Annotated in this window: 8 protein-coding genes and 2 pseudogenes; 5 read left to right on the forward strand and 5 right to left on the reverse strand. The window is 44.2% G+C overall.

The genetic code is table 11. The features are described from left to right. The first annotated feature begins 72 nt into the window (after window positions 1-72). The 4 genes from HMPREF9010_RS04920 (at window position 73) to HMPREF9010_RS04905 (ending at window position 8,179) form a co-directional block, all read left to right on the forward strand. A complete protein-coding gene (locus HMPREF9010_RS04920) occupies window positions 73-1,914 on the forward strand; it encodes a rhamnogalacturonan lyase (RefSeq protein ID WP_008650772.1) in 1,842 nt (613 codons plus the stop codon). A 3-nt stretch (window positions 1,915-1,917) separates the two neighbouring features. Further along, complete coding sequence (locus HMPREF9010_RS04915; protein WP_008650774.1) at window positions 1,918-3,327, forward strand: glycoside hydrolase family 105 protein; 1,410 nt, start codon at window positions 1,918-1,920, stop codon at window positions 3,325-3,327. 19 nt (window positions 3,328-3,346) lie between these two features. Then, window positions 3,347-3,661, forward strand: coding sequence for an L-rhamnose mutarotase (gene rhaM, locus HMPREF9010_RS04910; RefSeq protein WP_004308498.1), 315 nt, complete (start codon window positions 3,347-3,349; stop codon window positions 3,659-3,661). A 225-nt stretch (window positions 3,662-3,886) separates the two neighbouring features. Continuing rightward, a complete protein-coding gene (locus HMPREF9010_RS04905; protein WP_008650775.1) occupies window positions 3,887-8,179 on the forward strand; it encodes a two-component regulator propeller domain-containing protein in 4,293 nt (1,430 codons plus the stop codon). Window positions 8,180-8,249: 70 nt separating this feature from the next. On the opposite strand, the gene HMPREF9010_RS0124705 is transcribed toward HMPREF9010_RS04905, so the two are convergent. From HMPREF9010_RS0124705 to HMPREF9010_RS04890, 5 genes and pseudogenes are all read right to left on the reverse strand, one after another. Further along, a complete protein-coding gene (locus tag HMPREF9010_RS0124705; protein ID WP_004308500.1) occupies window positions 8,250-8,456 on the reverse strand; it encodes a DUF3791 domain-containing protein in 207 nt (68 codons plus the stop codon). After that, window positions 8,453-8,976, reverse strand: a pseudogene (locus tag HMPREF9010_RS0124710) (DUF3990 domain-containing protein). The gene HMPREF9010_RS0124705 and the pseudogene HMPREF9010_RS0124710 overlap by 4 nt, the downstream one beginning before the upstream one ends. After that, a complete protein-coding gene (locus HMPREF9010_RS04900; RefSeq protein WP_004308502.1) occupies window positions 8,973-9,221 on the reverse strand; it encodes a DUF3791 domain-containing protein in 249 nt (82 codons plus the stop codon). The pseudogene HMPREF9010_RS0124710 and the gene HMPREF9010_RS04900 overlap by 4 nt, the downstream one beginning before the upstream one ends. A gap of 71 nt (window positions 9,222-9,292) precedes the next feature. Further along, a pseudogene (locus HMPREF9010_RS04895) lies at window positions 9,293-12,257 on the reverse strand (glycoside hydrolase family 2 protein). A gap of 14 nt (window positions 12,258-12,271) precedes the next feature. After that, window positions 12,272-14,173 carry a rhamnogalacturonan lyase gene (locus HMPREF9010_RS04890; protein ID WP_032852884.1) on the reverse strand — a complete coding sequence of 634 codons (1,902 nt, stop codon included), beginning with the start codon at window positions 14,171-14,173 and terminating at the stop codon, window positions 12,272-12,274. A 220-nt stretch (window positions 14,174-14,393) separates the two neighbouring features. Here HMPREF9010_RS04890 and HMPREF9010_RS04885 point away from each other — a divergent pair, with 220 nt between their 5' ends. Further along, entirely contained in the window at window positions 14,394-15,857 is a 1,464-nt protein-coding gene (locus tag HMPREF9010_RS04885) for a glycoside hydrolase family 28 protein (protein WP_004308505.1), read from the forward strand. Window positions 15,858-15,897 lie beyond the last annotated feature (40 nt).

Consider the following 15,897-nt stretch of genomic DNA (forward strand, 5'->3'; position numbering starts at 1 on the left):
TGTACAATATTCTATTTTATAAGTAGGCTGTGCCGCTTACTTTTGTGTTGTAAATTGATTAACGATAAAACTATGAAATGCATAAGTGCTTTTTTAAGTCTGTGTCTGATAGCTGCTTTTGTAGTGGCGCAGCCGAACTATGACTTTTCGAAACTGAAACGCGAACATTTGGGACGCGGTGTAATTGCCATCAGAGAGAATCCATCTACTGTTGCCGTGTCTTGGCGTTATCTGTCCTCCGACCCGATGGACGAATCTTTTGATGTTTATAGAAACGGTGAAAAGGTAAACAAATATCCGATAAGAAATGTGACTTTCTTTCAGGATATATATAAAGGTACGGAATCCGTACTTTATACCGTCAAAGCTATCCAATCAAAAACGGAAAGCAATTATCAATTGCCGTCCGATGCTCCGGCAGGTTATCTGAACATTCCGCTGAATCGTCCTGAAAACGGTACGACTCCGGCAGGGCAAAGTTATTTCTATGCTCCTAATGATGCCAGTATCGGCGATGTGGACGGTGACGGGGAATATGAGATTATCTTGAAATGGGATCCGTCGAACGCACACGATAATTCGCATGACGGTTACACCGGAGAGGTATATTTCGATTGTTATAAATTAAACGGGCAACATTTATGGCGCATTAATCTGGGACGTAATATACGTGCCGGTGCACACTACACCCAGTTTATGGTGTTTGACTTCGATGGTGACGGTAAAGCGGAAGTAGTAATGAAAACCGCCGACGGAACAGTGGACGGAAAAGGAAAAGTGATTGGAGATGCGCAAGCTGACTATCGGAATGAACAGGGACGTATTTTGACCGGACCGGAATATCTGACTGTTTTCAACGGACTGACAGGAGAAGCGATGCAAACAATTGATTACGTACCGGGAAGAGGAAACCTGATGGATTGGGGAGACAATCGTGGTAATCGTAGTGACCGCTTTTTGGCTTGCGTAGCCTATCTCGACGGCATCCATCCTAGTGTTGTGATGTGTCGTGGATATTATACCCGTACAGTATTGGCAGCATACGACTGGAATGGAAAGGAACTGAAAGAACGCTGGATTTTCGACAGTAACCATCCCGGTTGTGAAGACTATGCCGGACAAGGTAATCATAACCTTCGGGTAGGTGACGTAGACGGTGACGGATGCGATGAGATTATCTACGGCTCGTGTGCCATCGACCATAACGGCAAAGGATTGTACACAACGAAGATGGGACATGGAGACGCGATTCATCTGACTCATTTCGATCCTTCCCGCAAAGGGTTGCAAGTATGGGACTGTCACGAAAACAAGCGTGACGGAAGTACGTACAGAGATGCGGCAACCGGAGAAATTCTTTTCCAGATAAAAGATAGTACAGATGTCGGGCGTTGCATGGCGGCTGATATTGACCCGACCCAACCGGGCGTTGAAATGTGGTCTCTTGCTTCCGGAGGAATAAGAAATATAAAAGGAGAAGTGGTGAAAGCCCGTGTCAGAGGATTGTCATGTAATATGGCTGTCTGGTGGGACGGTGATTTACTGCGCGAACTATTGGATAGAAATATAGTCAGCAAATATAATTGGAAGAAAGGAGTCTGTGAGCGTATAGCCATTTTCGAAGGAGCTCTTTCCAACAACGGAACGAAGGCAACACCTTGCCTGCAAGGGGATATTGTAGGCGACTGGCGGGAAGAAGTACTGTTGCGCACAGCCGATAATACCGCTTTGCGGCTTTATGTCTCTACCATTCCCACTGATTACCGCTTCCACACCTTTTTGGAGGATCCTGTTTATCGCATCAGTATCGCTACCCAGAACGTAGCCTACAACCAGCCGACACAACCGGGATTCTACTTTGGACCGGATTTGCAGGGAACCCTATTCAGAGGATGTAAAATACCTAAAAAATAAAATATGAATATTCGTATCATAGCCATTGCTTCGTTGCTGATAGCTTTGCCTGTCAGCGCACAGAAAAAGAAAACTGTAGTGAATGACTCAAACACGCCTTTGCATTTATTGCAACCTGCTTATCAGGGCACTTATGGTGATTTGACACCGGAACAGGTAAAGAAAGAGGTAGACCGTGTATTTGCTTATATAGATAAGGAGACTCCCGCCCGTGTGGTAGACAAGAATACGGGTAAAGTGATTACCAATTATACAACGATGGGAGAGGAGGCACAACTGGAGCGTGGAGCTTTTCGTTTGGCAAGTTATGAATGGGGAGTGACCTATTCTGCCTTGATAGCGGCATCCGAAGCTACGGGTGACACACGCTATATGGATTATGTACAGAATCGTTTTCGTTTTCTGGCCGAAGTAGCACCGCATTTCAAGCGTGTTTATAAAGAAAAGGGCACAACGGACCCGCAGTTGCTTCAAATCCTCACTCCGCACGCACTGGATGATGCGGGAGCCGTATGCGCGGCGATGGTGAAAGTCCGTTTGAAAGATCCCTCGCTTCCTGTGGATGAACTGATACGTAATTATTTTGATTTCATCATTAATAAAGAGTATCGTCTGGCAGATGGAACTTTTGCACGCAACCGTCCGCAGCATAACACTCTTTGGCTGGATGATATGTTTATGGGTATTCCGGCAGTAGCACAGATGAGTTATTATAACAAGGGGCAAAAAAATAAATATCTGGCAGAAGCAGTGAGACAATTCCTGCAATTTGCCGATCGCATGTTTATTCCCGAAAAAGGACTGTATCGTCACGGATGGGTGGAAAGCAGTAGCGATCATCCTGCTTTTTGTTGGGCGCGCGCCAACGGTTGGGCTATGTTGACGGCTTGCGAACTGCTCGACGTTCTACCGGAAGACTATCCTCAACGTGCGAAAGTGATGGATTATTTCCGGGCTCATGTACGTGGAGTGACAGCCTTGCAAAGTGGAGAAGGACTTTGGCACCAACTGCTCGACCGGAATGATTCTTACCTGGAAACTTCCGCTACTGCGATATATGTATACTGCCTGGCACACGCCATCAATAAAGGATGGATTGACGCCATTGCTTACGGACCGGTTACTCATCTGGGATGGCATGCCGTAGCCGGCAAGATAAATGCGGAGGGGCAAGTGGAAGGAACCTGTGTCGGTACGGGAATGGCTTTCGACCCTGCTTTTTACTATTACCGTCCGGTCAATGTATATGCGGCACATGGTTACGGACCGGTTCTTTGGGCAGGTGCGGAAATGATTCGCTTGTTGAAAAATCAATATCCACAGATGAATGACAGTGCCGTTCAATACTACCAGGTGAAACAAAAGACGACAGCACCTATTTTTGCTATCGACACAGAAGAAAAGAAAGATTAACTTTAAATAGATTGAAACCATGAAACGAGAAGCATTTAAAATGTATTTGAAACCCGGATGTGAAGCCGAATATGAAAAAAGACATGCTGCCATCTGGCCCGAACTGAAAGCACTGCTTTCACAGAATGGAGTGTCGGACTATTCGATTTATTGGGATAAAGAAACAAATATCCTGTTTGCTTTCCAAAAAACGGAAGGGGGAGCAGGTTCGCAGGATTTAGGTAATACGGAAATCGTACAGAAATGGTGGGATTATATGGCGGATATCATGGAAGTGAATCCGGACAATTCACCCGTATCCATTCCTTTGCCGGAAGTATTCCACATGGATTGAGTTTTCAGTAATTCTATCAGTCTGTAATTATTTAGACGCGGATTACACGAATGACACAGATTTAAGAATAAAAAATCCGCGTCATTCGTGTAATCCGCGTCTAAATAATGGTAGTAATTGCTCTTTAGCATATCCGCTTCCTACTATTTAATGGAGTGTTTCTTTTATTATCTCAACTATCTTGATTATTTTTGTCCAACATTTATTATTAATCTTGGAATCTTTATGACGCAAAGACACCTTTTAGTTTTCACTTTCCTTGTTAGCTTTGTACTGAATGCTTATAGTGCAATAGAGCTTCGTTCTACACAAATGAGAACTAGTGATGGTCTTCCCAACAACTCTATCCGATACATCTATCAGGATAGCAAAGGCTTTTTGTGGCTGGCTACCTTGAACGGATTAAGTCGTTATGATGGCAACTCTTTCCTGACCTTTCGTCCGGAAGCTGGAGATAAAGTGTCTTTGGCCGACAACCGGATTTACGATCTCACAGAAGATAAAGATGGCTTTTTATGGATTTCCACTACACCTGAACTATATAGCTGCTATGATTTGCAACGTGCCCGTTTTGTTGATTACACGGGTTGCGGTGAGTTAAGGCAGAATTACTCTACTGTATTTGTTACAGCCAACGGAGACGTATGGTTATCACATCAAGGCAATGGTTGCCGACGTATGGTGCATCAGAAAAACGGTGAAATGACATCTACCGTATTCAGGACAGAACGTGGAAACCTGCCGGATAACCGGGTGAAATTCGTGAATGAAGATGCCAGCGGACGTATCTGGATCGGCACTCAATGCGGATTGGTTTCTGTCTCCAACGGACAATATCGGATAGAAGACCGGTTGATTCATTTCACTTCTTCTCTGGCTTATAAGGATGACATGTATTTCCTTACGGCAGATGGAGATATTTATTATTACCATTCGGCTACGCAGAAGATGCAGAAGCTGGCTGCCCTTTCAACCGTTGCAGGGCAGACGTCGCCTACCGGAAATTTCTTGTTGAAAGATAAATGGATGATTCTGACTACGACCGGAGTATATACATATAATTTTGCGACCGGAGAAGTAGCCGCTGACCCCCGTCTGAATATTAAAAAGGGCGAACTGATTCGCGACAACCACGGAGACTATTGGATATATAATCATACAGGACACCTCACCTATGTGGTTGCCGCAACCGGTGAAAGTAAAGATTTCCAGTTGATCCCTCAAGATAAGATCAGTTACATCGACTTCGAACGTTATCATATCGTACATGATTCCCGCGGAATCATCTGGATTTCTACCTATGGGAATGGGCTTTTTGCTTATAACACAGCCGAAGATAAACTGGAACATTTCGTTGCCAACATCAACGATCAAAGTCATATCAGTTCGGATTTCCTGCAATATGTCATGGAAGATCGTGCCGGTGGCATCTGGGTAGCTTCGGAATATTCGGGTTTATCCCGCATTTCAGTGTTGAATGAAGGAACTTCCCGCATCTATCCCGAGTCCCGTGAACTGTTCGACCGTTCGAATACCATCCGTATGTTGACCAAGATGTCTAATGGCGATATTTGGGTAGGTACGCGTAAAGGCGGACTTTATACCTTTGACGCAAATCTTCAGTCGAAAATGACGAATCAATATTTTCATTCCAATATTTATGCAATCGCTGAAGATCGCCAGGGACGGATGTGGACTGGAACCCGTGGTAATGGATTGAAGGTGGGAGATACCTGGTATTATAATACCCCGTCCGACCCAACTTCATTGTCGGATAATAACGTTTTTGCTATTTATCGCGATCGTAAAGACCGTATGTGGGTGGGTACATTCGGCGGAGGGCTCGAATTGGCTGAACCTACTTCTGACGGGAAATATAAATTCCGGCATTTCTTCCAGCAAACGTTCGGAATGAGGATGGTGCGTGTGATAGAAGAAGATGAAAACGGAATGGTCTGGGTAGGAACCAGTGAGGGGATTTGTATCTTTCATCCGGACTCACTGATTGCGGATGGTGATAATTATCATCTCTTCAGTTATACAAACGGAAAATTCTGCAGTAATGAAATCAAATGTATCTATCGTGATACGAAGGGACGTATGTGGATTGGTACTTCCGGTTCGGGACTGAACCTCTGTACGCCGCAGGACGACTATCATTCATTGAAATATGAGCATTACGGAACTTCCGAAGGGTTGGTCAACGATGTGATCCAGTCTGTTCTGGGAGATAGAAAAGGAAACCTTTGGGTAGCGACTGAATATGGAATTTCCAAGTTCACCCCGTCCACCCGTTCTTTTGAGAACTATTTCTTTTCTTCCTATACTTTAGGAAATGTGTATAGTGAGAATAGTGCCTGTATGCGTGAAGACGGGAAATTGCTTTTTGGTACAAACTATGGATTAATTGTGATCGACCCTGAAAAGATACAAGATAGTGAAACGTTTTCTCCGGTTGTTTTCACTGATTTGTACGTCAATGGGACCCAGATGAATCCGCAGATGGAGGATTCTCCTTTAAAACAGTCTCTTGCTTATTCGGATGAAATTACGCTGAAATATTTTCAAAACTCATTCCTGATAGATTTCTCCACTTTCGACTATTCGGATAGCGGACATACGAAATATATGTATTGGTTGGAAAACTACGACCAGGGATGGAGTGCTCCTTCTCCACTGAATTTCGCCTCCTTTAAGTACCTGAATCCGGGAACCTACATACTTCATGTCAAGTCCAGCAATGGATCGGGTATATGGAACGACAGTGAGACTACACTGAAGATCGTAGTCGTCCCACCGTTTTGGAAGACTAACTGGGCAATGTTGTGCTATGTTCTGTTATTGATGGTAGCCTTGTATTTTGCCTTCCGCATCGTCCGCAACTTTAATGGTTTGCGTAACCGTATTAACGTAGAGAAGCAACTGACTGAATATAAGCTGGTCTTCTTCACCAATATTTCTCATGAATTCCGTACGCCGCTTACTTTAATCCAGGGAGCTTTGGAGAAAATTCAGCGTGTCACGGATATTCCGCGCGAATTGATATATCCTCTGAAAACAATGGATAAGAGTACGCAACGTATGTTGAGACTCATCAACCAGTTATTGGAATTCAGAAAGATGCAGAATAATAAACTGGCGCTTTCTTTAGAGGAAACAGATGTCATCTCTTTCCTTTATGAAATATTTTTGAGTTTCGGCGACGTGGCGGAACAGAAGAATATGAACTTCCGTTTCTTGCCTTCGGTGCCATCTTATAAGATGTTTATTGATAAAGGTAATTTGGATAAGGTGACTTATAACCTGCTTTCAAATGCATTTAAATATACTCCTTCCAACGGAACCATTATTCTTTCGGTGAATGTGGACGAAGGGAAGCAAACATTGCAGATTCAGGTTTCGGATACGGGAGTGGGGATTCCTAAAGAGAAACAGAATGAATTGTTCAAGCGGTTTATGCAGAGTAATTTCTCCGGTGACAGTATTGGAGTCGGTCTACATTTGAGTCATGAACTGGTGCAGGTACATAAAGGCACGATTGAATATAAAGACAATGAAGGTGGCGGTTCTGTATTTACCGTATGTATTCCGACAGATAAGACGGTGTATTCGGAGAAAGACTTCCTTGTTCCGGGCAACGTATTGCTGAAAGAGGCGGATGGTCACGCACATCATTTGTTACAGCTTTCGGAAGAGCTTCCTGACCCGGAAAAGATGGCTGCTCCTTTGAATAAACGGAAAGTGCTGATTATTGAAGATGATAATGACATCCGTGAGTTTCTACGGGAAGAAATCGGTGCATACTTTGAAGTGGAAGTGGCTGCCGACGGCACGTCCGGATTTGAAAAGGCCCGTACGTATGATGCCGACCTGATTATCTGTGATGTTCTGATGCCGGGTATGACCGGATTTGAAGTAACCAAGAAACTAAAAACAGATTTTGATACGAGTCATATTCCCATTATCCTTCTGACCGCGTTGAACTCACCGGAAAAGCATCTGGAAGGAATTGAGGCAGGTGCGGATGCATACATCGCCAAACCATTCAGCGTTAAACTGCTGTTGGCACGTGTATTCCGTTTGATCGAACAGCGTGATAAATTGCGTGAGAAGTTCTCCAACGAACCGGGTATTGTGCGACCGGCTATGTGTACTACCGACCGGGATAAAGAATTTGCAGACCGCTTGGCTGCCATCTTGGAACAGAATCTTGCCCGCCCGGAATTTTCTATTGACGAGTTTGCGCAGCTTATGAAGTTGGGACGAACCGTTTTTTATCGGAAATTACGCGGCGTAACAGGATATTCGCCTAATGAATATTTGCGTGTGGTGCGAATGAAGAAAGCGGCGGAGTTGTTGCTGTCAGAAGATAATCTGACGGTTGCGGAAGTCTCTTACAAGGTAGGCATCAGTGATCCTTTCTATTTCAGTAAATGCTTTAAAGCACAGTTTGGGGTGGCACCATCGGTTTATCAGCGTGGTGTGAATAATGAAGGAATAAATGAAAAAAATGAGTGATAAGGATTCAAAAAGGAACGGTATGAAAAGAAGAGATTTTGTTTGCTTGGTATCATAATATATTCTAAAATTACTGCTTGTCTTGTAATTCACGCAATACGTCATTTATAATATAAGTATCACTCATTAGATGCAGTCCGTAACGGGAGTCATGTAACATGGCACATACATTCGTTTCATAAAACAGATTTAATGCTCTTTCCGGGCTTATCTCCAATCGGGCTGATAATAATAGGACGATGCGACTGATTTTTCTCCAAAGTACTTGTTCTCTCATTTGTTACCTCCTTTTCTGTCCATAGTATCCAGTGGAAAACTATTATCAAAATGTAGATATGTATCAATGAGTTGCTGATTGAGCAAACATATCTGATGATTAGGTTGTGCATATACCAATTGCCCGAGGGCTTGCTCTATGGTGATAATGTCGTTAAGGTAATCTTCTATGGTGTCAATAACCCGATCGTTTGCTACGCCTCCTTCTATAATATCATAATCTTTCCAATGCTGTTTTCCATTCCTACTAGCGACAATAAAATTCAACCAATGTGATCGTAAGCATCAAAACGAAGTAGCTTGAATCCAGCTTTTATAGCTGCATCCATATCAAATTCGTATACATTAATCCATGCAGTAGTACTTGCCCGTAATAGTTGTACGCGGGCAGCCCACTGTTCTGCTTGTGAGCGTAGTGAGGTTAGATAAAAACCACTACCGAAATCTAAATCGGCACGTCCCACTTTGGCTAAGGGATGCTCTATAGAAAGGGTGGAGCCATGATAAAGTGTTATTTTCATCCCTTCTCGCCCTCCTGTGCCTCCCAGTTCTTCAAAGCCTCGACCACATCCTCGCCTACATGTTTTAGACTTTGTGTGTGCATCACTTCGTAATTGTCCAGTAGAAGACGTTTGATTAGATTCATTTTCTCTAAACGTCGGCGCATTTCCATAGGAGAAATTCCCATTTCGCGTGCTCCAGCTTCTATTGCCATGACTGCAAAGTGAATCTTTTCACTTTCTAGGATATCCGGTTGTTTACACATAAGCGTTAAAATTCAGTTTATGAACAAAGATACTTGATGGCAGGCAAATAAACAACATTGCCGGAACTTTTTTATTTGATTGTTTCGAGAAACTCAACTTCGATGATTCTCAACTGGTGTTTGCTACTGCTTTTTTCCAATTCCATTGTATTGGCCGCTTTAGCCTCTACTTCGATAATCTGTCCGAAAGCATCTTTGTCGCTAGTGTTTCCTTTCAAGCGGATGGTTATCGTATTAGCACGTACGGGCTTTTCTACATCGAGATGAATATATCCCAGGCTTTTATCCGTGTTTCCGCTCCAAATCAAGGTGTTGCCGGCATATACTTCCAGCGGGTAACTTCGTGAACGCCATCCTTGCAGTTTGATGCATATATCGTCTATTTCGGCATCTCTTTCCAATGTATAGGTAATCCATGCAGTGCTTAGTTTACCGTCATTCTTCCATTCGGTCAGTTCGATATCATCGTAGCTTTTTTCAGCATCATTATTGTTGGAACCGGCTTTTGCCGAAACGATTCGTACACCCTTTTTGCTGTCTTTGTAAGAAGGGGTAGAAGGTGTTTCTCCTCTATCCAGTCTACCTTTCAAGGTAGACTGTGGAAGATAGGTACTCAAACCTCCAGTCACTTTTACAGGTACCGTCTCCAATGCGAGAGTGGCAGTCGGAAGTCCTTTTGCCTGTGCCGTCAGAGTTACTTTCCCGGCGGTACTCGTACTGCGGATCAGTGCGCGGTTGATACCACATTCTACCGGAAGGTTTGTATCAAGAATATGATTGTTTTCACCTTGGGCAATACTTCCACGCCATTCCGCATGACCGTTGAGTGTGAACTGAACGGTACGGTTGTCCAATGGACAGCGTTTTCCGTCTTTATCTACCACTTCCACCTGTATCAATGCCATATCCGCACCGTCTGCATGAAAACCTTCGGGGTTTTGGATAGCGGTAAGTTTCAGGCTGGCAGGTTCACCGGCTGTATTTACAGCATAGCGGCTGATTTCTTTTCCTGCTTTATTGTAGCTGACAGCTTCCAGCTTGCCCGGTTTGAAGGTTACGTTGTCGAAAGTAAAGAGAAAATTGTATTGGCGTTTGCCTTTACCTAGAGAGTTACCATTCAGGAAAAGTTCCACCTCTTCTCCGGTAGATACTACCTGCACAGGTTTTACCGTATTATCCGGATAGTTCCAGTGTCCGATGATGTAGGTCTGGTCTTTTTCCGTATCTACCCATCCGTCCCACATTACCTGATGTGCGTAGAAAGCATCTTTTTCGATACGCATCGCGTCCGTCACTCCACTTCTTCGGTAGTTTTCCGCACCCCGGTAGTGGGTATTGGTGTCGGAGAAGATAATTTTAGTACCGCCGGAGCTGACTCTGTTACCCGTTCCGGGACGCTCACGCCAATAATCATACCAGCGGGCTATCATGGTGATGGCAAGTTCATCTTGGTTGCGGTTATAGTCAGTGGCCGGTTGTCCTTTATAAAGTGGTCCGTCACCTTCTTTGTGGAAAGGATAGCTATATTCATCCCAGTACTTTCTTAAACCTTCGTCGCGGCAATATTCGGTCGCCCACATCGGATGATGTTCGCTTCTGTTGATGTACAGCATTTCGCCACCGTATTCCGCTTCGCGGATATCCAACATTTCACGTGATCCGATGGCACGTCCGCCGAACGGGTCGTATTTGTTGCGGACTGCTTTCATTTCTATCATGTGTTCGCGGCTGATGGCTTTGTTGCCACATTCGTAGAACAGGATACTCGGATTATTACGGTTGTAGATAATCGCGTCTCGCATCAACTCTACCCGTTGTTCCCATTGACGTCCTTCACGGTCTTTTTCTGCATCTCCGGCAGGCATTGCCTGTATCAGACCTACACGGTCGCAGGATTCTACATCCTGTTTCCACGGAGTAACGTGCATCCAGCGAACCAGATTCGCGTTTCCTTTCACCATCAGGTCATTAGAAAAATCGCTCAACCAGGCAGGTACGGACAGACCTACTGCCGGCCATTCGTTGCTGGTGCGCTGTGCATACCCTTTCATTTGGATAACACGGTCGTTCAACCATATCTTTCCTTCGGCAAAACGTGTCTTGCGGAAGCCGGTGCGGGTACTTACTTCATCGAATACCTGATTGTTGTCATCTTTCAGAGCGGTTTTTACCGTATACAAGTAACCATATCCCCCAACTCCAGAAGTGAAGATTATGGAGGGTGGCGGATGCTTTTACCGTTTTAGTCTCTCCGGCTTTCAAAGTCACTTTATCACCTTGGAAAGTTTTCATTAGTTTGCCGTCTGCATCAAGTACACTCACTTGATAGCTGAATTGCCGGGGAGCTTTACTGTCATTTCTGACTTCCGATTCGGCATGAATTGTTGCTTTGCGTCCTTGGATGTCGAAGTCTTGGGCATAGACGTATACGCCTGTCGTTTTCAGGTTGCTATATAGGGGAAGAGTCTGATATACATTATCAGTAACGTACAAGAAGACGTTTTTAGGAATACCGCCATAGTTGGCATTGAAATTGCGGTCGTTCCACTGGAACTTGGAGTTAGTTCCTTCTTCTCTGTACATCCAGTCGTTGTCGGTGCGAACGGCAATCACGTTCTCACCCTCTTTGATATGTGGAGTCAGGTCGAACCCTACCGCCATAACACCGTTTTCGTGTCTGCCTAGATAATGTCCGTTAAGATAGAAGTCTCCGCGTTGGCGTACTCCTTCAAATTCGACGAATACTTTCTGATTACTTTTCAGTTCCGGAATCTGGAAACTCTTGCGATACCATACCACTGTATCTGTCAATTGTTCAATGGAAAGTTTGAATGCTTCATCTTCATTGAAGGCATGGGGCAAAGTTACTTGTTTCCATTTACTGTCGTCGAATTTTGTATCTTTGGCTTTAGGAAAGTCTCCTATCCGCAGCTTCCATTCGCTGTTGAAATTGTATTTTTTGCGTTCGGATGCCTGTATATTAATGGCGGACAGTATAGCCAGGAGAAATGTGAAAAGAAATAATTTGTGTTTCATGATAGTCTCTTAACTTACTTGAATTGATATCCTCTGAAAGTACCTTTCATTTTTATAAGGTCCGGTCCGAAATAGAATCCCGGTTGTGTTGGCTGGTTATAGCCTACATTTTGGGTAGCGATACTGATTCTGTATATCGGTTCTTCAAGGAAGGTGTGGAATCTGTATTCGGTCGGAATAGTCGAAACGTAGAGCCGGAGAGCAGCGTTGTTCTCGGAGCGTACGAGTACTTCTTCCCGCCAATCGCCTATAATGTCACCTTGGAAACAAGGATTCGATTTCGTTCCATTGTTGAAAAGAGTTCCTGTGAATTTGATAAGCGGAACAAACTTTTTGTTTTCCCAGTCGTATTTAATAATCATGTTTCTATCCAATAGTTCGCGTAATAGGTCTCCATCCCACCAGACAGCCATATTGGTCGGCATATTTCTCATTTTAGGGGCTATGATTTCTCCTTTTACGTTTCGAATTCCTTGTGAATCTCCTGACCACATTTCCACACCCGGATGAGTCGGGTCAATGTCGGCGGCCATACAACGTCCTACATCGGTATTGCTTTTTATCTGTAATAACACTTCTCCGGTGGCGGCATCTCTGTACGTACTTCCGTCACGTTTGTTTTCGTGGCAGTCCCATACTTGCAGACCTTTACGGGAAGGGTCAAAATGTGTCAGGTGGATGGCGTCTCCATGTCCCATTCGGGTAGAATAAAGTCCTTTGCCGTTGTGGTCGATAGCACAGGAACCGTAAATGATTTCGTCGCATCCGTCACCATCCACATCGCCTACACGCAGATTGTGGTTTCCTTGTCCGGCGTACTGCTCGCATCCGGGATGGTTGCTGTCGAATACCCATCGGTTCTTCAGTTCTTTTCCGTTCCAGTCGAAGGCCGCCAGAACGGTGCGTGTGTAGTAGCCTCGGCACATGACAACACTTGGGTGTACTCCGTCAAGATAGGCTACACAAGCCAGGAAGCGGTCGCTTCGGTTACCTTTTGCGTCTCCCCAGTCGGCAACGTTGCCGCGGGCAGGGATATAGTCGATGGTATGTAAGGCTTCACCGGTGTCTCCTGAAAAAACAGTCAGGTATTCTTTGCCTTTCAGAATACGTCCTTGCTTCATCATTTGATTCCTGCTTGGGTCAAAAGTACCGGCTTCGCGATAGTCTGCATCAGCATTTCCAATTACTTTTCCTTTTCCGTCCACTGTTCCGTCGGCAGTCCGCATCACTACTTCCGCTTTGCCGTCACCATCCAGATCGTACACCATGAATTGAGTATAATGAGCTCCTGCACGTATGTTTTTACCCAAGTTGATACGCCATAGTTGTTCTCCGTTCATTCGGTAACAATCGATGTATACTTCGCCTGTATAACCTTCGTGTGCATTGTCGTGTGAATTGCTGGGATCCCATTTGAGGATAATTTCGTATTCGCCGTCACCGTCTACGTCACCGATGGAAGCATCATTGGGACTGTACGTGTAGGTATCACCTGCCGGAGTTATTCCGTCTGCCGGTTTTTGCAGGGGAATTTCCAGATAGCCGAGAGGCGCGTTTTCCGGGAATGTGTATGTACCGTCAATGTGATGCGTCTCCTTTCCTTTTAGAACAGGACGCACTTCGTAAACAGCCGTTTTCTGACTGTTATTCTTATCACGGAACAGGGTGCTGACAGTGATGGGAGTGTCTGTCAATTTCTTCCCGTCTCTGTATACGTTGAAACCGGTTTGTATCGGATCGGAAGAAAGATACCTCCACGAAACGATTACTTCTGAAGGGTTTTCGCGAATGGCAACTACGCCGCGGTTTAGTTTCTCCCGTTGTAACTTTGAGTAGTTATAACCAGGTTGTGCTGTCATTGTTACAACAGGCAGTAACATGAATATGCACAATAGATAAATTGCAATTCTTCTCATATTTGTTTTATCGGTTTGGACCTTATTGTATTTATTCACTCGCAAAATTACTCCTTTTTGTGATGTATGAAATGGAGAAATGTACAAAGACTATATACAATTGTGCACCCTTTCAAGTTAATTGTCCGTATGATATAATATTCTATCTTTTGCGTACATCTGTCCATTACCTCTTTGATGATATGCGATAATTTTGCAACGTGAACTAAAAGAAGTAATTATGAAGTATCTTTTATCTATTGTACTATTGGCCTTGATTGGTTTTACAACTCCGAAAAAGACGATTCCTGCTTATGATTGGGGAAGTGTATCTGCAGAGCCGGATTTGTCGTGGGCCGATCAGGTGGGGGCGCAGAGGACTCCGGAAAACACAGAATGGGATGCCGGAAAGTTCGGGTTGCGGAATGACACTTCCGTATTCAGTACTCCTGCTATCCAGGCCGCTATTGATGCTTGTCACCAACAGGGAGGAGGTACGGTAGTTGTTGCCCCGGGGTATTATAAAATAGGTGCTTTGTTTATCAAGAGTGGTGTGAATCTGCATCTTAGTAAAGGTACTACCTTGCTTGCGAGTGATAATATTCAGGACTATCCGGAATTTCCTTCCCGCATTGCCGGTATCGAAATGACATGGCCTTCGGCCGTTATCAATATAATGGATGCGGAAAATGCCGCTCTTACGGGGGAAGGTTTTATCGATTGCCGCGGAAAAGTATTCTGGGATAAATATTGGGCGATGCGGGAGGAATATGAGAAGAAGAATCTGCGTTGGATTGTGGATTATGATTGCAAGCGGGTGAGGGGAGTACTGGTTTCCAACAGCAAGCATATCACGTTGAAAGACTTTACGTTGGTGCGTACGGGATTCTGGGCTTGTCAGATTTTGTATTCGGATCATTGTTCGGTGAGCGGACTTACTATTAATAATAATGTAGGAGGTCACGGACCAAGTACGGATGGCATTGATATTGATTCATCTACCAATATTCTGGTAGAAAACTGTGATGTGGATTGCAACGATGATAATATTTGTATTAAGGCAGGGCGTGACGCCGACGGACTGCGTGTGAATCGTCCCACGGAGAATGTGGTGGTTCGTAACTGTATTGCCCGTAAAGGTGCAGGGTTACTGACTTGCGGAAGTGAGACTTCCGGTTCTATTCGTAATGTACTGGCTCATGATCTGATAGCGTATGGCACAGGATCTGTATTACGGCTTAAATCGTCTATGAATCGTGGTGGGACAGTAGAGAATATTTATGTCACAGGAGTTGAGGCTGATAGTGTATCTAATGTATTGGAGGTGGATTTGAACTGGCATCCAAAATATAGTTATTCGAAATTACCTGTAGAATATGAAAGTAGGGAGATTCCTGCACATTGGAAAATAATGCTGACTCCAGTAGAACCTAAAGAAAAAGGGTATCCACACTTTCGCAATGTTTATTTCTCTCATGTAAGAGCGAAAAGATCTAAATGTTTCATTACAGCTTCGGGGTGGAATGATAGTTTACGTATTGAGAACTTCTATCTATTTAATATTCGAGCACAAGTGAAAACAGCGGGAAAGATAGTGTATGGAAAAAAAGTTCGATTAAGTGAAATTTATTTGGAAGTGGAAGATAAGAGTCAAGTAAGACAAGAATACAATATTGATAGTAAAATAGAAATCAGTTATCAGTAGGAATATTATGGACAGTGTCCAGAAATATATAGAATGAGGG

The sequence above is a fragment of the Bacteroides sp. 3_1_23 genome (assembly GCF_000162555.1).
Classification (GTDB): Bacteria; Bacteroidota; Bacteroidia; order Bacteroidales; family Bacteroidaceae; genus Bacteroides; species Bacteroides ovatus.